We start from the raw sequence: 20,232 nt of genomic DNA, 5'->3' as shown, positions 1-20,232 counted from the left end.
CGGTCAGCAAGTTTTATTTCAGCCCAGGTGACGCTTGGATCGCTGTTCAGGAACGCAAGGCGATAAGTGGTGTTAAAGTCTTGCTAACTGGCAACGATTGGCTGGCTCGCTCCGAAGGGCGCTGGGCCAATTACCTTTGCCCCTAAAGCGAGCTTTCCTTCACAGCCCGCGGGAATGGCTGCTTTGAAAGGATTTGTATGGAAAGCTCTGATCGCTTCGCAGCGGCACAATCTAACGAGGGCCGCTTTCGGCTTCTTATCGAGTCGATCACCGACTACGCGATTTACATGCTGGATCGCGAGGGGCATGTAACCAGCTGGAACCCAGGCGCGAAGCGCTTCAAGGGCTACGCAGCTGATGAGATCATCGGACATCATTTCTCAACCTTCTACACGGACGCTGAGCGGGCTCAGAACGTGCCCGGCCTGGCGTTGGAGGAGGCGGCTCGCACCGGCCGCTTCGAGCGCGAGGGCTGGCGGGTGCGCAAGGATGGTAGTCAGTTCTGGGCTCATGTGGTGATCGACGCGATCCGCTCGCCCGAAGGCGAGCTCGTCGGCTTCGCCAAAATCACCAGCGACTTGACCGAGCGAAGGGCCGCCGAGGCAAAATTGCGAGAAAGCGAAGAGCAATTCCGGATGCTTGTGCAGGGCGTGACCGACTACGCCATCTACATGTTGGATCCGAACGGCCGCGTGGCCAGTTGGAATGCGGGCGCCCAGCGCATCAAAGGTTATGCCCCCGAAGAAATCATTGGTCGTCACTTCTCCAACTTTTACACCGTAGCGGATCGCGCCGCGGGTCTTCCTCGCACTGGACTGGAAACCGCACTTCGGGAGGGACGGTGGGAGAACGAAGGCCAAAGGCTCCGCAAGGACGGTACTGCCTTCTGGGCGCACGTCGTGATCGACGCGATCCGGGATGAAGAGGGCAAGCTCATCGGCTTCGCCAAGGTGACGCGGGATATCACTGAACGTCGCGAGGCGGAAGCAGCCCTTCAGAACGCGCAAGCGACGATGATCCGTTCTCAAAAGCTGGAGGCGATCGGGCAGCTCACTGGCGGCGTAGCTCATGATTTCAACAACCTGCTGCAGGTGATTAGCGGAAACCTGCAATTGCTCAACAAAGACATCGCCGGCAATCCGCGAGCCGAGATGCGGGTTCAGAACGCCCTCGCGAGCGTCGCACGCGGGTCAAAGCTTGCTTCGCAGTTGCTTGCGTTCGCAAGACGCCAGCCCCTGGAACCGAGGGTGGTGAACGTCGGCCGTCTGATCAAGGGCATGGATGAACTGCTGCGTCGCGCACTTGGCGGAGAAATCGAGATCGAGACGATGGTCGCCGGCGGACTGTGGAACAGTCTGATCGACCCCGATCAGCTCGAAAATGCCATCCTCAACCTCGCGATTAACGCCCGCGACGCTATGAATGGCGAAGGCCGGCTGACCATCGAGGCGAGCAACGCCTTTTTCGACGACGAGTATGCCCGTCGGCACGACGAGGTCGTGCCGGGCCAATACGTGATGATCGCGGTGACGGACACCGGGGCTGGGATACCGCCAGAGTTGCTAGACCGTGTCTTTGAGCCATTCTTCACGACCAAGGCGGAGGACAAGGGCACGGGCCTCGGGCTTGCCATGGTCTATGGTTTCCTCAAGCAATCAGGTGGACACGTCAAAATCTATAGCGAGCTGGGTGCCGGAACCACGGTGAAGTTGTACTTTCCGCGCGAGGTGGCGAGCGAGGACAATCTGGTTTCTGCTCCGTCCGAGGAATTGAAAGGTGGGCAGGAAACTATCCTTGTCGTCGAGGATGACGACGAGGTTCGCGAGGTCGCCGAGTCCATGCTCACAGAGCTTGGTTACCGCGTCGTCAGGGCGAAGGATGCGGCGGCCGCGCTCGCCATCGTCGATAGCGGCATGCCAATAGATCTGATCTTTACCGACGTGATGATGCCTGGCGCGATGCGCAGTCCAGAGTTGGCGCGAAAAGCCAAGGATCGGTTGCCCAGCGTTGCTGTCCTTTTCACCTCCGGCTACACACAGAATGCCATTGTGCACGGCGGGCGGCTCGATCCGGGGCTGGAGCTCCTGCCTAAGCCCTACACGCGCGAAGCACTCGCACGAAAAATTAGGCATGTGTTGGCCAATCACGGTCAAAGACGCGTCACCTCTCAAGGATCGCAGCAGTCGACGAACAAGCACGCTCTTAAGGGAACGACGGTGTTGCTCGTCGAAGACGACGAACTGATCCGCCCTGTGACGACGGAGATGCTAGACGATCTCGGATGTGAGGTAAGACAGGCCAGCACCGCCCAGGAAGCTTACAAGATCCTGACTGAAGATCTCGTAGACATCCTTCTCACGGACGTAGGCTTGCCGGGGGTCTCCGGTCTGCAGCTCGCGAGCGATGCCCGCGCGCACCGTGCCGATCTCCGCCTGGTTCTCGCGACGGGTGATGGTGGGCTCCAATCCGAAGCCGAACATTTGGGCGCGGTGCTACTCGTGAAGCCTTACTCGCCTGAAGCGCTTCGCGAAGCCCTGACAACGGCGTTGGAAGTTAAGGCTGTCTCTCGACAGTGCTGAAGGGCCAGCTGCTTGACAGCGCATGGCCATGAAGATGGCGATGCCGTCGAGGCTCATTACATGCGCCCGAAGCGTCGGCGAAGCGCTTTACGTCCTGCGGTCCACCTCCAGGTTACCGGGAAAACTGGAACTTCTCAGACCCGCATATGTTGTGACGTGCAACTAATGGAGGACAATGTGAACAAGAAATTTCTTATGCTGCTGGCGGCTGCTTCGCTTCTGGCCGGTCCGTCATTTGCGCAGAATCCACCGGCGACCGATCGGCCCAACAACAACGCGGTCAACAGTTCCGGCCAAAACAATTCTAACAAGCCGGTTGAAGGCGCCAATAGCTTCACCGAGGGCCAGGCCAAATCGAAGATTGAGGAGGCGGGCTATACCAACGTCACATCCCTGAAGAAGGATGATAACGGCGTTTGGCGCGGAAAAGCCAGTAAAGGCGGCGCGTCGACCGACGTCAGTCTGGATTTCCAGGGCAACGTGAACGCGGCCAAATAACGCAGCGCGCAACAGCCAAAAATTGAGAGGGATTCACTATGACCGTTACCATTTCACGCCTCTACGATAACTATTCCGATGCGCAGCGCGCGGTGAGCAGCTTGGAGGCGGCGGGCCTGCCGCATTCGGATTTGAGCATCGTCGCGAACAATTCCGACAACTGGTACAGTTCCGACAAGAAGGTCGATCGCGATCGCGACGGTGTTGACGACCGGGCCGAAGGTGCGGCTACGGGAGCGGGGGTCGGCGCAGGTCTCGGTGGCGCGGCCGGCTTGCTCGCGGGCCTTGGTTTGTTGGCGATCCCCGGCCTGGGTCCCGTCGTGGCAGCCGGCTGGCTCGCATCAACTGCCCTAGGTGCCGTTGCTGGCGGCGCTACGGGCGGGGTGGTCGGGGCGTTGACGCAGGCCGGTGTATCCGATGAGGAAGCTCCACTCTACGCCGAGGGTGTGAGGCGCGGCGGCACGCTGGTTTCGGCTCGCGTGCCGGATGCGGACCGGGCGCGATACGAAGCGATCCTGGATCAGTCCGCCGTCAACCTGCGCGACCGGAGCGCAGCCTGGCAGAAGGCAGGGTGGAAGAGCTATGATCCATCCGCTGCGCCTTATGGCGCTGAGGAGGTCCGGAGAGAACGCCAGCTCTATGGCACCGGAGTGCGATGAATTACCGGCGGCCCGCCTAGGCGGGCCGCCCTTCCTTACGGAGATCGCTACCCACTAGTAGGATTAATTGCTTCACTTCCATGCCACGATACTTTTTCCACGTCTACCACGACACGACAGAACTCGACCACGAAGGCGAGGAGCTGCCGAACAAGCATGCAGCTTGGAAAGAGGCGACAGTTACGGCTGGACAGATGTTGGCGAGCTTGGACGGCCGGTTGCGGCCAGGGCACGACTGGCGCATGGAGGTAACAGACGAATTTCAGAACACTTTGTTCGTTTTAAACATCAATGCCGAGAACCCAAATCGTCGCTGAAGTAAGCGCAATGGCCACGGGGTCGGTAACCATCATGTCGCATGACTATCTACTTTTCTCAGTCTCGGCTTCGCTGGTCATCATTTTAATGGCATCGCTCGTCTATTCATTATCCTAAGACTCCCTCAAAGCTCGCATCGGCCTTCTAGAAGCACTGCCGATGGCCTCAAAATGTGTCGACGGACCCGCGAAATGGTCGAGGTGTCTATTCGATAGCAATCACCTGCTACTGTTCTAACAAGCGCGGCTTAATCATTCGATCGCAGAGGTAGCGTCTAGTGGGCATCGGCTAAGATAACGTTCCCTTCATAAGTTCGTTGATCTTCCGACCTAGTGCTTCAATGGTGAAAGGCTTCTCGATAGCAGGAAAACCGGCAAAGTCTGGCGGAATGCCGTTCGCGCCGTAGCCGGTTGACAAGATGAAGGGGAGCTTGCGTGCCTTGATGACCTCCGCCACCGGTAAACTTGATCTGCCGGCGAGGTTTATATCTAGGATCGCAAAGTTGAACTGACTACTGACTGCCAGATCAAGCGCTTGTTCGAAGTGAGCGGCTTCGGCTGCGACGGTATGACCGAGCTCCTCTAGCATTTCCACGATCAGCATCCTGATCATCGGCTCGTCTTCGACCACGAAGACAGAGTAGGTCGCTGGTGCCGTCACTGGAGTGCCTGGTTTAGAGCGAGCAAAAATCTGGCCTTGTGAGCGGCCCCAGCAACCCTTGAAGGCCCAGGGGCGATTGCTGGGGTTCAGTCGAGATTGGTCAATCTGATCGCATACTGAATCCGTAAATGAGACAAGCGAGAACGGGTGTCTCTTGTCGCGACGCTGCGATAACGTGGCAATATTACCATGCTGATTCACATAGGCTAATTTCATAGAAGAGAGCATCGGTGGGGAACGCGCCTGTCCACGAACGATTAAAACGAGATGCGCTATCGAAAGTGGACGGACGAAGAAATCGAACGGCTGAAAGCTATGATCGCTGCGGGAGCGAGTGCTACCCGCATTGCCGTGGCACTGAGGCGCCCGATCGAGTCCGTTTACGACCGGGCCCGCAGGCTTGGTTTGCGCCTTCCAACCCGCACCGAGGAGCGCAGACGAGCAAGAAACTTGCTAGCTCCAGCATAAGCTCGGATTGAACGCCGCGGGTCTTAGCCAGAAACGCCCTTTCGCGCAGTCGATGGCTGTCGACCCAGTCCGACCTTGCCGCATAGGGAGCACTTGAGGTGCACCGAGATGTCCGACCAATCCATCCCAGTCCGGAAGGTCGGCGAGTTTTAGCCGGCCAGCGAGTTCCGTTGCGGGTGGCGCTCTTTACTATAGTACTATAGTGGGTGATTCAACGCACAGTTGATTCCGGGCTATGAAGCATTCGCTGAGTTAGAGCTGCAGCAAAGGAAACTGTGGAAGCTCGGTGGCCGGCCACCGGGCTTTTTTCGATGCTTATTGCGAGGCCGCAGCCGAAAAGCAGGGATGGACGCCCTTCAATGTGCTGACGCATACAGCGCCTGCCCGAGTAAGGGTGAGTGGCACACAAGCGGACAGTTCGGTCGCACTATTCAGGGTGTAAAGCGCCGGTGAAGCAGGTCGATCCATAGCCGCCACTCGACCAATGGCGCATTGTCCTGCGCAGGTCAGTTTGAGGAAACTCTGAGCACGCAGCGGCGACGCTACAACGCTTGCGGAACTACAGCACCAGCGCCGGGTAGGGGCGCTGGTGCTTTTTCACCGGGCTTCAATGTCCGATGATGAAGCGGATAGCAAAATACGCGCCGGATACGACGGCTGCCGTTAGGCCAAGCGAAAGCACAACGCGCCAAAACCCCGGAAACTTAAATTCGAAAGTTGGTTCGTCTCGCACAGTGTCACGCCGAAGAACGAATTTTATTATCAATAATCAGAATGGCCCCAGCAACCCTTGGAGGCCCGGGGGCAATTGCTGGGGCCATATGGCCAGTCCCGCGTCAGTCGAGATTGGTAATCCAGATCGCACTCTGGATTCGGAGTCGATGCAAGTCGGAATAGATACTCCAACACTCGACGCAGGGAAGCAGTGGCATTACTGCCACAAGACCACGCTATCGCGGTAGTTCGAGGCTCCGCGTTGTCACAAGCTCGCGCGCTTCGGCGAACTGACAAAGGCGGAACGACAGCGAAGTGGTTTGCTTAGGTGTTAAGACCCGTTGGGGCCGTTTCTTGTCAAGCGAACAGGTCTTTCCGGCCTGTTTCATTCGCACAAACGTCCCGCTCTCGTGGTACTCGAGCCAGCTTTGGCCGACGCATGCTGCAGGCCGGCCCAATATTCTGCCGGTGTCGCCTTGCCTCATCGATCATCGGACGGTTAATCTTTTCAATGCTGCCGTCCTGCACCGGCACGAATGCCGCGCTGGTCACCGGCATTACGAATGACGGGAGCAGGGTAATCAGGAAATACCGCCTGGCACGGGCGCCAGGGCGCGCGCGCCTGCCGACGTACCGGTTGACGACCTTAAAGAGATTTAGGATCGCAGCTTGGTTGGTGGTGATGCTATGTGGGTTGCACATTGCGCGGCCGGCGCTTCAAGATTTGTCGTCGGGGGCCTTGTCAGACTCCCACCGTCTTGATCCGATCGTTCGGACTTAGACCGCGCATCTTGGGGGAACACCGCCGCAAAGGGCTCGGCCTTTGCAAAGTCGGCCCTGGTCCGTTCGGGATTATCGCGCTAACTGCTTCCTGGTCCTTCTTTGTGAAGCCCTTCTTAGTGGCGGGTTTCTTCATAGAGTTTCCTTTCCGCCGGGGCTGGGAGCGGTGATCGGCAAGATATTGATCTTGCTAGCTGCACTTCTCTCCGGTTGAGTTTTGGTCTGCTCGCACATTGCTCAAACATGCGGCTTTTCCGCTTTGTCGTCGAGTGCTTTGTTGACTGCGCGGCCTTCGAATATTGCTTCCACGGGTTCGACATTTCTTCGACACGCCGCCCTATCCTCCCCTGCCAGTTGGCTGGCGGCCTACCTGTTGCAACAACACATCAGCTGTCGAGCGATGTATTGATGCCGAGGAAATCCCTTTGACTGATCGCCGACGGCTCGTTTTTCTGTGCGGATTATGTTTGACTCACTGATTGCACTACTTCTCATTTTGAGCGTTGGCGTGATTGTCGCTCACGCGATCGATGCATTGAGATCGCGGCATCGGGGGTGACCGTGTGTGCACTCGCAACGGGGCATGAACGCCTGCTGCGAACATATCCCGGCTTCGCCGTCTGAGGCACAACCGCAGACGGAAATCCGCGCTGTTGAGTGGACGAATAAGTTGCGTCGCAATACCGGCCTGCAAAATACACCCCGGTCGATGAGGGCGCGGTCGTTGTATGCCCGCACCAGGGCTATCGGATCGATCGCGCTGACGCGTACGTATTGCCCCAACACGAATGCAAGGCCCCGGCTCAAAATGAGCCGGAGCCAAATTCTGCCGATAAGGATCACTAAATTGTTCGCTTGTGGCGCTTATGGCGTTTGTGAGAACTGCTCTTCATTCCCATTCCGCTTTTCATGCCGCCCTTTTCGGCAGTGTCATTGGCCGTCGCGCCGGGATTTGCCGACGACGGGCTGCTTGAAGCACCCTGACCGCTCTTCTGCGCTGGCGAGTTGCCTCCGCCGCCGCCGCCTCCACCACCGCCGCCACCTTGGGCGGACGCGGCTGCAATCGATCCAAAGAGAAACGCCGCAGCCAAAATCACTTTTGCAATTCTCATGTGTATTCCTCCGATTGCTGGCCGAGTGGCAAACCAGAAGGGTTCCGAGTTGTTCCAAGGGCTCGCCGAACAAGGACGCCTGCCCCATCGCCGCGCCATCCGCTGACGCCGCGTGCGAGCTCGTCCCGCATTACAAACCATCCGTTGGACGATGAGCATTCAGAAATAGGCCACTCGCCATTTCATTGTGCAGGAACGTTGTCCTCTGCCAATGCATAACTGTTCATGAGTGCGGACGACTATCTTGAAATGGCTAAGCGCTACCAGCGTGCCACTCGTTGTCCGATGCCCCCGTGGTGTTCTCCCGCACTGCCTCGTTCGCGGCAGTATCCGGTATCTGCGCTTCAACGGCTCCAGATAGCGGAGGGTGAATTCGTCCGCGTCCTCTCCTGTAGTCCGTCGCGCGCCAAATCAAAGCCGTCCACAGGAACGATTTGAGCCCCACCATATTGGGAACGTTGGTGGTGCACGATCCAAGTCGTCGTTTCATTCACCCAGAAGTCCCAGCGCTCGACGCAATGACCGGCGTTCCGCGTGTCATCGCCTCGATCATGACAAAGCCAGAAGGCTCCGGCCAAGTGATCGGAAACAGCATCGCCGGTGTGCTGCACGTTCTTGCCATCGAACCGGGTCTTAAGAAGACCGTCTCGGCACGAGGTAGTTTGGCCGCGTAGGCACCGGCGACGATCCAATTCGTTGATTCCATGATGCGTCGCGCGATAGATGGTCCACGCCGTATCTGTCGCCATTTTTAGTGCTGTCTCTCCTGGCATAGTTTTGCTTCCGAGAAACATCCGTCTGAAGACAACGCTTCAATCACTGAGACAAAAGACAAAACGGCGGCCGATAATCCAGGGCATGTCACAGCGTCCTTGGGGCGTCATCTCAATTTTCCTTCCGCTAGGGATGCAAGAGCGAAAGTAAGCGTTGGCGATTCTGCTCCCGGTCAAGCTGGTTATTGCGCATCACTTCGAGCTGGGCTCGGGCTGTGGAGGACCGGTCGGGGCAGCGTCTCGGTCTGGTTGGCGTGTGCGGAAGATAAATACGCGAGCGAGGCTCGCTCGCGCCCTATCGACCGCTGTAGTTATTGGGTCGGTGTCTGACCAACCTTCGAGAAACCTTGATTCGGCAACCATTGTTGGCTGTTAGGGACGGTCATCCCGTTTCCGTCGATCTCATACACGTACTGACCGGTCCCGTTCGAGTTAGTCTGGTTCACCGTGCCTGCAAAACCGACTTGCTGCTTTTGATCGGTGAAATTGTTGGTCCGGTACCACTTCCCTCCCTCTTGCGTATAGGTGTCGACGCTGCCGTTCCGATTCGGAACCTGCGTCCCTTCGGTGATTGTGATTGCGTAACCGGATTGAGCTGTTCCATTCGGATCGGTCACGCGATTTCCGTTGGAATCAACGACCGGAGCGCGCGGCGAATCTTGGAGATTGCCTCTCTCGTTGCAGGGATTAGGCAGGCAGCCGCCATTGGTCCCGGCTACACTGGTCGGGACAGCTGGTTGTGAGATGCTGTTCGAGGTGGCGACATTGGCGTTCGTTTGCGGAGCAAGTTCGGCGGCCTGCGTAGGGGGAGTGCTGGAAACCGTTGAGGACGAGGGATCGCTCCGAGACCTCGAGGACAGACCGACGTTTGAGCTCGATGTGTCGCCGGTGAGATTTCCACTCTTGTCGACTGTCAGGACGGAGCCATCAGCTTTCTGGAACGATGTGCTTCCATCCGAATTCTGTCTCACCGTTGCCATCTGCCCATCGGGAAGCTGCACCAGCCCTTGCTGCGGTAGCTGTTGGGCGGCGTTGCGTGAGCCTGCGGTCTGAGCATTGTCTGCGCTATGCTGACCGGAGTTGGCAACTCCCGATGGATTGCCGGTCGGCAGAGAATTCCTCGCGGCGTCTGCAGGATTGCTGGAATAGACCGAGGCAGAATGATCACCGACGCGATCCACGTAGATGGTGGCATCGTAGTCAGATTTTCCGCCGCCGATGGAATACTGGGAAGGCACGGTTGAAGTCGGCGGTTGTTGATTAGTCGCTTGTGGGGTGATGTTAGGTGTAACGGCCGTGGTTGGAGCGGATACAGGTATCCAACATGCGGCGCCAGACGTAGAACATCCTGGCGCGTTGACGTTGAACTTGTAGAGGCAAGTCGGACAAGTTCCGGAAAGGTTATTGTAGACTTGGTCCGGTTTGCATGCCGGACACTGACCTTGGCCTACACCGCCTTTTGCAAGGGCACCACCATCAAGCACGGTCGTGGCCGACGGATTCTTCGGCGCTGCAATCGTGCCGCCGTTGAGGCTCTGTGGCTGCGTCGGGTGCGATGTTTGTGTAGGCGATCCATAATTTCCTTCAACGACCGCGGTCCCTGCCGGCTGCATTGAGGAACCGGAATTCTTCAGAGTGGATTGATTTCGCTCAGAGAGCGCTTCCGGTAGCTGTCCGCTTACCTTCTTTAGTGGTTCTGAGGTGGGCTTCGTTTGGGTAACTGCGGCCGCCGCGGGGGTCGTGCCGTTCGCGGCCGGCGTGGATGCCGGGTTTGTCTTTGCCTGACGAGCGCCGGAAATCGGCGCCGGGCCGGGCGGCGGGAGTGCGTTCAACTGCTCGGTTGACGTGATTGGGCGAGGAGACGCGTCGGTCGTTTTGGGTGAGGTACTGCCAAGTAGGATCCCCGTCTTTGGAGCGTCAGTCGTTGGTTTCGGCAGGTCAACCCGACGGGATCGTGAATCGGCCTTCGGAGTGAAAACCGCTGCCTTTGGCGTTTCGATCTTCGGAGAAGGAAGAGCCGCGCGAGGCACTGGCGCAACCTCGTTTAGCCCGGGTTTCGAAAGGGTTGTAGTGATGACGGGGCGCGTGTGTAGCCCAGGCCTTGGCACTTGAGGTGCGGTAATGTTTGGCCGCGGTATGTGAGGGACGGCAACAGTCACCGTTGGCTTCGGCGCGACGACGGTGGGTCTTGGGACATTGACCGTCGGCCTTGGGACATTGACTGTGACGTTAGGCTTCGGCACGACCACATTTGGGCGCGGAATGTTCGGTCTCGGAATATTGATAACGGGCTTCGGAATTTCGACAGCTCGGGCCGGCGTGACAAATGACAGAATTACGAGGCCGAGAGCCGCTCTGGATACGCCCATCGCAAATCTCCGAAATCAATGAGAGGCGCGCGAGCGCCGAGAATGCGGAAATTCTAGGTCTAAGTCGACCGGTAGTCTTGACCCGTTTGGGGTAACAAGCTGCGGCAATGAGGTTGGGATTAAAGACCGTCGTCGGCGCGGAGGAGGGTGGAAAGCATCGCCACCAACTCGGCCTGCCGATGAGCGCCCGTCTTCGAAAAAATGCTTTTGAGCTGGCTCCGCGAGGTCTCCTTGGCGATGTCCAAGAGATCTGCTGCTGTCTCGAGGGAGTCGCCGCAGGCGAGTTGTGCGGCCAGGCGGGCTTCGGCCTCGGTGAGGCGAAATGCAGTTTGCAAAGTAGAAGCAGGTGGGCCCCGGATCTCTTCGGTGTCCACGAAGATGATCATGGCCTGGCAGTCGGCGAGAGCGTTACGCGCCATGCTGGCGAGCCGCGTCGGGTAGGCGAGAAGTGGATGGCGCCCCTTGCGGGAAAATGCGATCGGCGGCCGAGAGGCGGCTCCCCTGCTGTTAATCAGCTCTCCTACCGCTCTTTCAAGCGTGGCGATCGACGTGGTGTCGGTCGCTGCGAGCCGCCCTTTAACGAGCCAAAGATCCTCTCGAAGGAGTTTTTCAGCGATCTGGTTAAGCTTGAAAAATCGGCCTTCGCGATTGATCAGCGCGGCTCCGCGTCCGCTCATTTCGAATGCTTCGAGCGCGCCGGCGGCCGTTGCATCGCCGAGTGCGCCTGCGATGGCTGCCGTTCCTGAAAGTCGTGTCGATAAGGGGGCCAACTGGCTTTTGTCCGCTTCTGAGAAAGGACCTTGCGTGATGGTGCGTTGGATCGAAAGACACCAATGGTCCTTGCCGCATTGGATCGAGATTCCGGCGAACCATCGAAGTCCGTGCGGGGCGAGGAATTCCTGGTAGTAGGGGTGTCTTTTGATCACATCGATCGAGTGGACATCGAGGTCGTCGACGACGCCGCGACGCTTCATAAGGTCGAGACCGCGATGGCGTTCGTCGCGGTCAAACCAGCCGCCACGAACGTAAGCCTCGAATGAGCTAGACACTGAATCAGTGTGAGGGACCGACTGGAGCATTCTTCCGCTGATAGGTAGCAGCAATGCGCCGCAACTCTCCGTCACGGTTGTCACGACATCCAGGGCATCTTCCCATTTCGACGGGTCAGTCGCCGCCTCGATAAAACTCTCGGCGATCAAATCGAGATTTCCGAGCGGCATGTGTCCCTCCATGGCCGGCCCGCAATTCGCAATGACAAAGTGTCGCGGTCTACGCAGGGTTGTCCAGTGGATTCAGGCCAGTGTAACTACGGAGAAACACGGGAAACTCTGTGATATTTTTGCATCGGCTGGTTAAATTTGCCAATCGGGCGGGAAACGTACCTCAAACGGGTGAAGACGGTAGATTTGGTCCTCACTAGCGTTGAACGTGGTTCATGCGGGCGCGGTCCACTAAGTCAGGGCTCGCGGGGAGCCAGGCGGGTTATTAGGGGACGAGAAGATGAATTTCAAAGCAATCAAAGGTTTTAAGTGCGCAAAAGTTGCATTGCTGCCCGCGTCGATTCCGGCGCTCCTTGTCGTCACCGGCCCTGCAAAAGCAGATTCCGTCGCTGACCGCGTTATTCAGAATGTGATCCAAAACGTCCTGCAGAACGTGCGTGATCAGATCCAGAGCAGACGGCTGTCCATCTCGACACCAGGGCGACTGCAGTTCAACGGCGAGGATGAACCGGCTTATCAAGGCAACGATCCGTTCGCGGCGCTCGGTTATGCAAAGGCCCCCATCTATACCAAGGCTCCGCCTCCAGCGCCGGCATTGCCTACATGGCTCTATGGTGTCAACTTGACCGGATCGGCAGATTGGAGCCGGTCGGCCGGTATCACCACGAGCACCTACGGTGTCACGGGTGCAATCGATATCACCAAGATCGGAATTTCCAGCCAGTACGACGCTCTCACCGTGATCTTCACGGGTGGTGGCGTCTGGAGCAACGCACCTGGGACCAGTTCAGACACGGGTGTTGGTGCTGGAACGATCGCTTACACCAACGGCGGCTTCTCGATTGATTTCACGGTCGACGGAACGTGGACAACCTCGCGCCTGGCGGCCGCGGGCATCGTCACCAACACCGACAGTACCGGCGTGAGCTACGCGCCAAACGTCCAGTACAAATTCGACCTTGCCGATGGCTGGTTTATCGAGCCGACTGTCGGCGCCGCCTATACTCAAACGTTCACCGCCAGTTTTGGTAGCCAGACAGGCGACAGCACTGAGGTGCACGGTGGTGCTCGTTTCGGCACCGAGACCACTTGGAACGGAACGCGTGTTCAGCCGTCGCTCAAGCTCGAAGCCTTCTCGATCGTTGCGCAAAGCGGCATCAGCACAGTGTTGGTGGGTGGTGTGGCTCAGCCGGTGGCCACCGGAAGCGGCATCGCGACAGGTCAGGTGGGCGGTCGCGCATCCGGCAAGCTGAATGTCCTTTGGACGCCGACCTTCTCCAGCTTCATTGAAGCTCACGGCAGCGGGATTTCTGGGTTGACCGCTTATGGGACGACCGCGGGACTTCGGTGGACATTCTAGAAGACAACATAAAGTCTTCAAGTTCGCTTGTGCCCCGCCTCATGGCGGGGCCTTTTTTTCGGAGACACTTGATGGATAGCGGCTCGGGTTCGTCTGTCGTAGAGAACGCCACTCATTGGCGCGTAGCCAAGCTGGTTAAGGCATCCGATTTTGATTCCGACATCGGCAGCTTAAGTCCTGACCGCGTCAGGCATCATCATCGCTAGGGCTGGGACTTCACGGCAGTAACGTCTCTTGCGGGTCTCGATCTCGAGAAGAGAGCCGGTTCGCAGATGCGAAATAATTGATGGTCCTATGCCTCCAGCCCGTACTGCTGAAAAAGTGACGACCGCCAGTCGAACCACTCAGGTATTAACCCCGACAAATCTTTTTGATGGAGTTCCCTAAAAGGTGATAAGGTTGCCTTTTAAGCTTTATCTCGGGAGGAGGGCGCGATGCGCATTTTGTCCCGCTTTGCCATCAATTTTAAAACCACATTGGTTTTGACCAGCGAGTTAGCTTCACCGGTTTGCGCGGCTTTGTGCTTGTGTCTTCTGACCCTACCTTCTAAAGCGCAAGGTCTGAGGATCCCTTCGACGGTCACAAATCAAATTGGGCCATCGAACGCTTCGAGCACGGGAAGCGCGGAGATGCCAATTGCGGTCCCACCAGGCGGCGCCAGCGGACCGACGAGCGTGCCTCAATCTAATGCGGGAGCCGGTGTCTCATCTGTTAGCGGCACGACAGGGCCCAGTGGCAATGCCGCTCCCGGACCGCCTGTTAGGTTCAGAAATCCTAACGACTTTCCGACTGGTCCCACATTGAACCTGCCAGAGCCTTCGGCAAAGGACCTGCTCAACTCTACCCCCCCCGGTCCAACGCTCAGCAATGCGCCGTCATCTTCCAAGGAGGAATTCAGTGGCGAAAAGCCAGAACTTCCTGAAGATCCTTGGGACCCGAAGAACGTTGGCGCGGATATCGGCAAGAAGGGAGCGCAGGAGATTGTAGACAAAATCATCGAGCACGCGACCGACATCGAAAAGCCGCTACCGTTGAAGGCTCTAGATATCGCCATTGATGCTTTGAAGCCTGTCCAGACGGCGCCTAAATATTACGATGAACTGCCCAATCTGCGTCCGACGGGACCCAACTGGGTCTGGATGCCCGGCATCGCAACCGTGAACAGTGAGGGCTATATTACCCGTGTTGGCCCCGGGGGGTGGTTATGTCAGTCCCAGTGTGATGGCTCTCCCCCCCCGCCGCCACGACCCGATCCCCGTCACGCCGGTGACTATGTAGGGCAACCTGGTTCAGGTACCGGAGGAGGCACTTCCTCAGGGGCATCCAACAATGCGCCTTCGAGTAATTCAGGTAATAACAGTGGTGGGCCTCCGCCCTGTCCTGCAGGCCAGACTTGCGTAACTCGAGAGGCTGTAAGAGGCGGCGGTTCCGGCGGCAACTCAGGGTCAAATCCCGCACCCGGCCACGGAAATGTTGGCTTCCTCCCACCTTCTAGCAACAGCGGCTCGGGTAGTGGCAGCAGTGGCGGTGGCGGTGGTGGCATCAACTGCAACCAACCGGGTTGTGCGGTTCGTGATGACTCAAAAGCGCGATTACCGGGGGGCAATGGGAGCAGTTCCGACCAAGCAAAGAAATCGACGGAGGCTACAAGCCCCGCAGAGGGCAAGAAGACGGTTAAAGAGCCAACTAATGCTAAGCCAACGCTCTCTAAGCCTAACAATACCGTTAACTCAGGAGGAATGCAGCCGACGTCGGTGACCCCGACGAGCAACGCGGAAGTGACGACAAGCTCTCCGGAAAACAAGAATGTTACCAAGGACGCTAATTCGCCTAAAGCGGCGCGATCCGAGGGTACCACCAGCGCCAAATCGGTAGGCTCGACAAGCAGGGCCGCAGCTACCACGACCTCCCCAAAGATACCTGCGACCGCTGGGGCGCTGCCGTCAACGACCTCAGTTGCTAACGGAGCCGTGTCCTCAACGGCCTCTCCTGCCGCAAACAGAGCGGGATCATCAGCGGTCTCGTCTGCTGTTAATAGGGCAGCCTCGTCTGCAGCTAACAGGGCGGCTTCGTCAGCTGCATCATCGGCCGCGAACCGGGCGGCTTCGTCGGCTGCGACGAGGGCCGCGTCGAACGCAGCTTCCTCAGCTGCGAGCAGGGCTGCGTCGAATGCAGCTTCCTCAGCTGCGACGAGGGCCGCCTCGAATGCGGCTTCGTCAGCTGCGAGCAGGGCCGCGTCGAACGCGGCTTCGTCAGCTGCGAGTAGAGCTGCCTCGAATGCAGCTTCTGCGGCGGCAAGCAGGGCTGCGGAGGTGGCCAGTCGCATCAGAATACCCGGCCATTAATCGGGCAATGCTCGAAATCGAAACCTTTGAATCGGTGTTGCTTTCGGATGCACGGACGACGTCGAGCGCGACATGATAGGTATCGCAACCGGGGTGCCGGAGTTCGCGATAGAGGCTACCGCCCGTAAATAGCGGCTAGTAAAACGCCGTTCGTTCGCGCTGCGTTTGGACATCGTTCTGACCTCCGCAAGCGCAAGCATTCAATTATTCAACCGCGTGACCCGAGCGCCGTGGCGGTGGGGGAAGGGCGCGTATTGTTTCTCCCAGGTGCGAAGCTTCTTCGCCCACCGGTGCTGCTCCTCGCAGTCGAACGGATAGAAGGCTAATTCGACCGGCGTCTAAGTCTGGGCGCAGGATCCCTTCTGACCGGCGTCGGGACTTTTACTTCGTTCAGTGGAAAGCAAACATCTGCGCCCGGGATCGGGGCGCTTCCTCTTCCTCTTCCTCTTGCTCCGCCTCAAATCGCTTTTGCCGCGACCTAACTATCAGGCTGACCAACGCAAGCACGAAGCCTACAATAATCATCGCATGAGGCGCGACTACCGTAAGCGTCGTTCTCAGGCCACAGCTTTGAGGTCTTGACGGCAATAGGCCCACGGAAGCAGCTGATCGATGTCGCTGTTTGGATGGCCGTTGACGATCCTGGTGAGGACGTCGGTCAGGTAGGCGAGCGGGTCGACGTCGTTCAGCTTACAGGTTTCGATCAAGGAGGCGATGATGGCCCAATGCTGGGCGCCGCCGTCGGAGCCTGCGAACAGTGCATTTTTCCGATTCAGCGTGATCGGGCGGATCGAGCGCCCGACGGCGTTGTTGTCGAGCTCGATACGGCCATCATCGATGAAGCGCGTCAGGCCCTCCCAGCGTGAGAGCGCATAACGGATAGCGTCGGCCAACTTGCCCTTTTGGCTGATCAACGCGAGCTTTGCGCGGAGCCATCGCTCGAAGGCTTCCGCCAACGGCCGGATTTTCTCCTGCCGAGCGAGACGGCGCTCCTCGGCGCCGCGGCCACGGATGTCCTTTTCGATGGCGTAGAACTCGGCGATGTGCTTGAGCGCCTCGCTCGCAATGGGCGCGGGACCGGGTGTGGCAAGTTCGTAGAAGTTACGTCGCATGTGCGACCAGCAGAATGCAAGTTGGACGTCGCCACGCTCGGCGAGCTTGCCATAGCCGGCATAGCCATCGACCTGCAGGATCCCCTTGAAGCCTGCGAGATGGGCGATCGGCCGATCGGCTTTGCGATCGGGGGCATAGACATAGGCAAGGCCCGGCGGATCGGCACCGCCCCACGGCCGGTCGTCCGCTGCATAGGCCCAGAGCTGACCGGTCTTCGTGCGACCGCGGCCAGGATCGAGCACCGGCATCGTCGTCTCGTCGGCGAACAGCTTCGGCCGTTGCCTGAGCTTGCCGAGGAGACGGTCATGCAGCGGACGCAGGTGGAAGGCAGCTTGTCCTACCCAGTCCGCCAGCGTCGAACGATCGAGCTCAATGCCCTGGCGGGCGTAAATCTGCGCCTGCCGGTAGAGCGGCAGGTGATCGGCATATTTGGAGACCAGGACCTGGGCGACGGTGGCCTCGGTCGGCAGGCCGCCCTCGATCAGCCTAATGGGAGCCGGCGCCTGCCTGACGCCGTCCTCGCAAGCCCGGCAGGCGTATTTGGGACGCCGGGTCACGAGGATCCGGAACTGCGCCGGGACCAGGTCCAGCCGCTCGCTTCTACCCTCGCCGATCCGGTGTAACTCGCCTTGGCAGCAGGGACAGGTCTTGTCCTCGATGTCGACGACGACCTCGATCCGGGGCAGGTGCCTCGGCAAGGCACCGCGATTGCGGCGGCGCTTGCGGGCCCGCGCCTCACGGCCTTCAGGTGCGCTCACGTCCTGTGCCGTCTCGTTGTATGCGGCGACCTGCTCGACGTCTTCAAGACCCAGCAGCATCTGATCTTCAGGCAGCGTCTCTGCCCGCCGGCCAAACCGATGTCGCTGCAATTCCTTGATGATCTGACGCAGCCGTTCGCTCTCGCATCGCTCGGCAAGCAGCATCGCTTTCAGCGTCTCGGGATCGTCAGGCAGGGCGTCGCTCACACCCAATTCAGAGCATATTCGCCGCCATCTGGCGACGCGTCCGACTCTCCTGATTCACTTCGCCGCAGCGCCGCCAACAGCTATCCGGCTTGCGTTGGCGTCGACGTCTCCCGCGCCTCATGCACAAGCCGCCAGTCGAGCCCTTCCAGCAGCGCCGACAATTGCGCCGCCGACAGACGCATCACGCCGTCCTCGATCTTCGGCCAACGGAAGATCCCATCCTCGAGCCTCTTGGCGAACAGGCACAGACCCGTTCCGTCCCAGAACACCAGCTTGATCCGATCCGCCCTCTTGCCCCGGAACACATAGACAGCTCCCGAGAATGGGTCTGCCCGCATGCTCTCACGCGCCAGGTCGCGAGCCCTTCCATCCCCTCGCGGAAGTCCACCGGTTTGGTCGCCACCATCACCCGGACCGCCCCCGACGGACCAATCACCGGCTCGCCTTCAGCGCCTGGACGATCGACGCAACCATCGTCGGGTCTGCACCACGACCGGCCCGGATCGTGATGCCGTCGACTTCGATCTCGATGACCCCGGCATCGCAATGGCGAGCCCGGGTATTCTCCTTGGCCTTGCAGCGCACCGCTTTGCGCTCCCGGCCAACAGCGGGCGCCGGTACCGCGGCATCCACCACCGCCGGCACAAACTGTACTTCTTCTATTTCGGAATGACCGCCTGCTGCCTCTCGCAACTGACGTCGCCAGCCAAACAACTGCTGCGGCGACAATCCATGCCGTCGGGCTACCGAACAGACCGAGTCGCCGCTCGCCACGATCTCCGCAACGATCCGCGCCTTGTCCTCATCGCTCCACTTCCGCCGACGGCCGGCTCCGGTGAAGACCTCAAGCCGCCGCACCGGCTCCGTGATAGCACTATGCACTGTGTCCATTCTAAGCCTAACGGTCCAAACCGAACTGCAGACTCGCAGATCACCCCGTCAGCCGGAAGGTGGCCGCTGAACAGCGCTTACCGACTACCTTGAGGCCGCCCGAGACCAATTCGTTCATTCGAAACTCCGCGACATGGCCGGATGACTCCGGTTCTTGACTCGATCCAGTGGAGGCATCGGCCGCCACGATAGGGATGGTCTGATCGTTTCGACACTAAGCCCTCAAATCCGAACTCACCGGCCATTCAGGGGAAGCGCTGGGACCAGTCGTGGCCGCCCTTGGTGATCCGCCGCACGCGATTACCCTCGCGCTCGAGGCGCAGGCGGTAGCCGTTGTATTGATCTCGTGCAACCACCCCGGGCCAGCCGGTACGGTCTTCTCGACCGTTGAGAGGTAGAATTCGAATATTGGCATGCCCGGAAAATAAGTATCTGAGGCCGATTTGGCGAGTTCCAAGTAGACGAATTGCGCAGTGCCCTAAAGGGCAAGGTTGCGGAGAATTCGAGTATGGGACGAGCACGCGCAGCTGCCGGTGTCACGGTGGCGGACCCGAAAGCGGTCGAAGTCGCGCGCGTCGAACACCGGTCCCTTCAAACGTGTTCGCAAGGTTTGAGCAAACGCCGGCTATCCGCGGTTCGAACGACGCTAAACGTTCGACGAAGCCCGTGGCTCGGTTAGACAATCCAATGAAATTCGTGCCATTGGCTCCATTGCGTGCCGTCGCTGGCACGGACCCAGAGATCGTCGGAAACCGTGCCGCCCTGAAATACAGTGCTTGCAAGCCGCGATGCGCTAACGTCGATAGTTGCATTTGCGCCTTGAACGATGCCGTCCACGCTCCAATGCCCGCTTGTGGCTTCCGTCGTGGAATCCCAGAACTGGTATTTCGTGATACTGTCGCCGTCCGCGTCGTTGACCAAGAAGAGTGGGGAGGCAGAAATACTCTGACCTGGCGAAGCCACAAAATTGCCGCCGGTTACAACGGGCGCATTGTCGACGGGAGCATTGACGTGGAACTCCTTCCAATTGCTCCAAAGCAGGCCATCGCTCGCTCGCATCCATAAGTCATCCGTGCCCGAGCGGCTCTGGAATGCTGTGATGCCTAATTGCGCCATTGACACATCGATGGCTTGATCGGCCCCCTGGGCTACACCTCCCACGGTCCAATTTCCACTTGCTGGGTCGCTCGTAGAATCCCAGAGCTGATATTTTATGATCGCATCGCCGTCGAGATCATTCACCGAAAAAAGGCTTGAGATGGCAATATTGGCATCGTGCGATGCGTCGAAATCTGACGCAGCGACGACCGGCGCATGATCGACCGGCGCGTTGACATGAAACTCCTTCCAAGCACTCCATGCCATACCATCGAACGCCTGAACCCAAACATCATCCGAACCCGAACCA

At 58.8% G+C, this 20,232-nt stretch carries 13 protein-coding genes and 3 pseudogenes; 6 read left to right on the top strand and 10 right to left on the bottom strand.

Annotated elements, in window-relative coordinates:
* Positions 1-197 precede the first annotated feature (197 nt).
* The 4 genes from BraRD5C2_RS19040 (at position 198) to BraRD5C2_RS39670 (ending at position 4,053) form a co-directional block, all read left to right on the top strand.
* A complete protein-coding gene (locus BraRD5C2_RS19040; protein ID WP_223970391.1) occupies positions 198-2,579 on the top strand; it encodes a hybrid sensor histidine kinase/response regulator in 2,382 nt (793 codons plus the stop codon).
* A 195-nt stretch (positions 2,580-2,774) separates the two neighbouring features.
* Complete coding sequence (locus BraRD5C2_RS19035) at positions 2,775-3,077, top strand: PepSY domain-containing protein (RefSeq protein ID WP_223970623.1); 303 nt, start codon at positions 2,775-2,777, stop codon at positions 3,075-3,077.
* Positions 3,078-3,115: 38 nt separating this feature from the next.
* Complete coding sequence (locus tag BraRD5C2_RS19030) at positions 3,116-3,736, top strand: general stress protein (protein WP_223970389.1); 621 nt, start codon at positions 3,116-3,118, stop codon at positions 3,734-3,736.
* Between the two features lie 80 nt (positions 3,737-3,816).
* Positions 3,817-4,053, top strand: coding sequence for a DUF6894 family protein (locus tag BraRD5C2_RS39670; protein WP_374708021.1), 237 nt, complete (start codon positions 3,817-3,819; stop codon positions 4,051-4,053).
* A 289-nt stretch (positions 4,054-4,342) separates the two neighbouring features.
* On the opposite strand, the gene BraRD5C2_RS39525 is transcribed toward BraRD5C2_RS39670, so the two are convergent.
* From BraRD5C2_RS39525 to BraRD5C2_RS19015, 3 genes and pseudogenes are all read right to left on the bottom strand, one after another.
* Positions 4,343-4,930: a response regulator gene (locus BraRD5C2_RS39525; RefSeq protein ID WP_308444437.1), complete on the bottom strand. Its 588-nt coding sequence runs from the start codon at positions 4,928-4,930 to the stop codon at positions 4,343-4,345.
* A 1,507-nt stretch (positions 4,931-6,437) separates the two neighbouring features.
* Positions 6,438-6,598 (bottom strand): annotated as a pseudogene (locus BraRD5C2_RS19020) (SOS response-associated peptidase); the annotation flags it as partial.
* A 920-nt stretch (positions 6,599-7,518) separates the two neighbouring features.
* Entirely contained in the window at positions 7,519-7,788 is a 270-nt protein-coding gene (locus BraRD5C2_RS19015) for a hypothetical protein (protein WP_223970388.1), read from the bottom strand.
* A gap of 461 nt (positions 7,789-8,249) precedes the next feature.
* Between BraRD5C2_RS19015 and BraRD5C2_RS19010 the strand changes: the two genes are divergently transcribed.
* Positions 8,250-8,462 (top strand): hypothetical protein, encoded by a 213-nt coding sequence (locus BraRD5C2_RS19010; protein ID WP_223970386.1) that lies wholly within the window; start codon positions 8,250-8,252, stop codon positions 8,460-8,462.
* Positions 8,463-8,872: 410 nt separating this feature from the next.
* On the opposite strand, the gene BraRD5C2_RS19005 is transcribed toward BraRD5C2_RS19010, so the two are convergent.
* Both BraRD5C2_RS19005 and BraRD5C2_RS19000 read right to left on the bottom strand, forming a co-directional pair.
* Complete coding sequence (locus BraRD5C2_RS19005; protein ID WP_223970384.1) at positions 8,873-9,799, bottom strand: hypothetical protein; 927 nt, start codon at positions 9,797-9,799, stop codon at positions 8,873-8,875.
* Between the two features lie 1,250 nt (positions 9,800-11,049).
* Positions 11,050-12,150 carry a helix-turn-helix transcriptional regulator gene (locus BraRD5C2_RS19000; protein WP_223970382.1) on the bottom strand — a complete coding sequence of 367 codons (1,101 nt, stop codon included), beginning with the start codon at positions 12,148-12,150 and terminating at the stop codon, positions 11,050-11,052.
* Positions 12,151-12,430: 280 nt separating this feature from the next.
* On the opposite strand from BraRD5C2_RS19000, the gene BraRD5C2_RS18995 reads away from it, so the two are divergent.
* Positions 12,431-13,510, top strand: coding sequence for an autotransporter outer membrane beta-barrel domain-containing protein (locus BraRD5C2_RS18995; RefSeq protein ID WP_223970381.1), 1,080 nt, complete (start codon positions 12,431-12,433; stop codon positions 13,508-13,510).
* Between the two features lie 1,270 nt (positions 13,511-14,780).
* Here the strand turns inward: BraRD5C2_RS18995 and BraRD5C2_RS18990 are convergent.
* The 5 genes and pseudogenes from BraRD5C2_RS18990 to BraRD5C2_RS18970 all read right to left on the bottom strand — a co-directional run.
* Entirely contained in the window at positions 14,781-15,836 is a 1,056-nt protein-coding gene (locus tag BraRD5C2_RS18990; protein WP_223970379.1) for a hypothetical protein, read from the bottom strand.
* Between the two features lie 576 nt (positions 15,837-16,412).
* Complete coding sequence (tnpC, locus tag BraRD5C2_RS18985) at positions 16,413-17,891, bottom strand: IS66 family transposase (protein WP_223970377.1); 1,479 nt, start codon at positions 17,889-17,891, stop codon at positions 16,413-16,415.
* Positions 17,892-18,013: 122 nt separating this feature from the next.
* Positions 18,014-18,369, bottom strand: a pseudogene (gene tnpB, locus BraRD5C2_RS18980) (IS66 family insertion sequence element accessory protein TnpB).
* Entirely contained in the window at positions 18,366-18,824 is a 459-nt protein-coding gene (tnpA, locus tag BraRD5C2_RS18975) for an IS66-like element accessory protein TnpA (protein ID WP_223970375.1), read from the bottom strand. The pseudogene tnpB and the gene tnpA overlap by 4 nt, the downstream one beginning before the upstream one ends.
* Before the next feature lie 675 nt (positions 18,825-19,499).
* A pseudogene (locus BraRD5C2_RS18970) lies at positions 19,500-20,232 on the bottom strand (hypothetical protein); the annotation flags it as partial.

Source organism: Bradyrhizobium sp. RD5-C2 (genome assembly GCF_019972155.1).
Classification (GTDB): Bacteria; Pseudomonadota; Alphaproteobacteria; order Rhizobiales; family Xanthobacteraceae; genus Bradyrhizobium.
This window is presented reverse-complemented; position numbering and strand designations above follow the sequence as displayed.

Excerpts from the sequence above, each read along its gene's own strand:
- BraRD5C2_RS19040 (WP_223970391.1), top strand. The coding sequence starts at position 198 with ATGGAAAGCTCTGATCGCTTCGCAGCGGCACAATCTAACGAGGGCCGC.
- BraRD5C2_RS19035 (WP_223970623.1), top strand. The coding sequence starts at position 2,775 with ATGCTGCTGGCGGCTGCTTCGCTTCTGGCCGGTCCGTCATTTGCGCAG.
- BraRD5C2_RS19030 (WP_223970389.1), top strand. The coding sequence starts at position 3,116 with ATGACCGTTACCATTTCACGCCTCTACGATAACTATTCCGATGCGCAG.
- BraRD5C2_RS39670 (WP_374708021.1), top strand. The coding sequence starts at position 3,817 with ATGCCACGATACTTTTTCCACGTCTACCACGACACGACAGAACTCGAC.
- BraRD5C2_RS39525 (WP_308444437.1), bottom strand. The coding sequence starts at position 4,930 with ATGAAATTAGCCTATGTGAATCAGCATGGTAATATTGCCACGTTATCG.
- BraRD5C2_RS19015 (WP_223970388.1), bottom strand. The coding sequence starts at position 7,788 with ATGAGAATTGCAAAAGTGATTTTGGCTGCGGCGTTTCTCTTTGGATCG.
- BraRD5C2_RS19000 (WP_223970382.1), bottom strand. The coding sequence starts at position 12,150 with ATGCCGCTCGGAAATCTCGATTTGATCGCCGAGAGTTTTATCGAGGCG.
- BraRD5C2_RS18995 (WP_223970381.1), top strand. The coding sequence starts at position 12,431 with ATGAATTTCAAAGCAATCAAAGGTTTTAAGTGCGCAAAAGTTGCATTG.
- BraRD5C2_RS18990 (WP_223970379.1), bottom strand. The coding sequence starts at position 15,836 with ATGCGACTGGCCACCTCCGCAGCCCTGCTTGCCGCCGCAGAAGCTGCA.
- tnpC (WP_223970377.1), bottom strand. The coding sequence starts at position 17,891 with ATGCTGCTTGCCGAGCGATGCGAGAGCGAACGGCTGCGTCAGATCATC.
- tnpA (WP_223970375.1), bottom strand. The coding sequence starts at position 18,824 with ATGGACACAGTGCATAGTGCTATCACGGAGCCGGTGCGGCGGCTTGAG.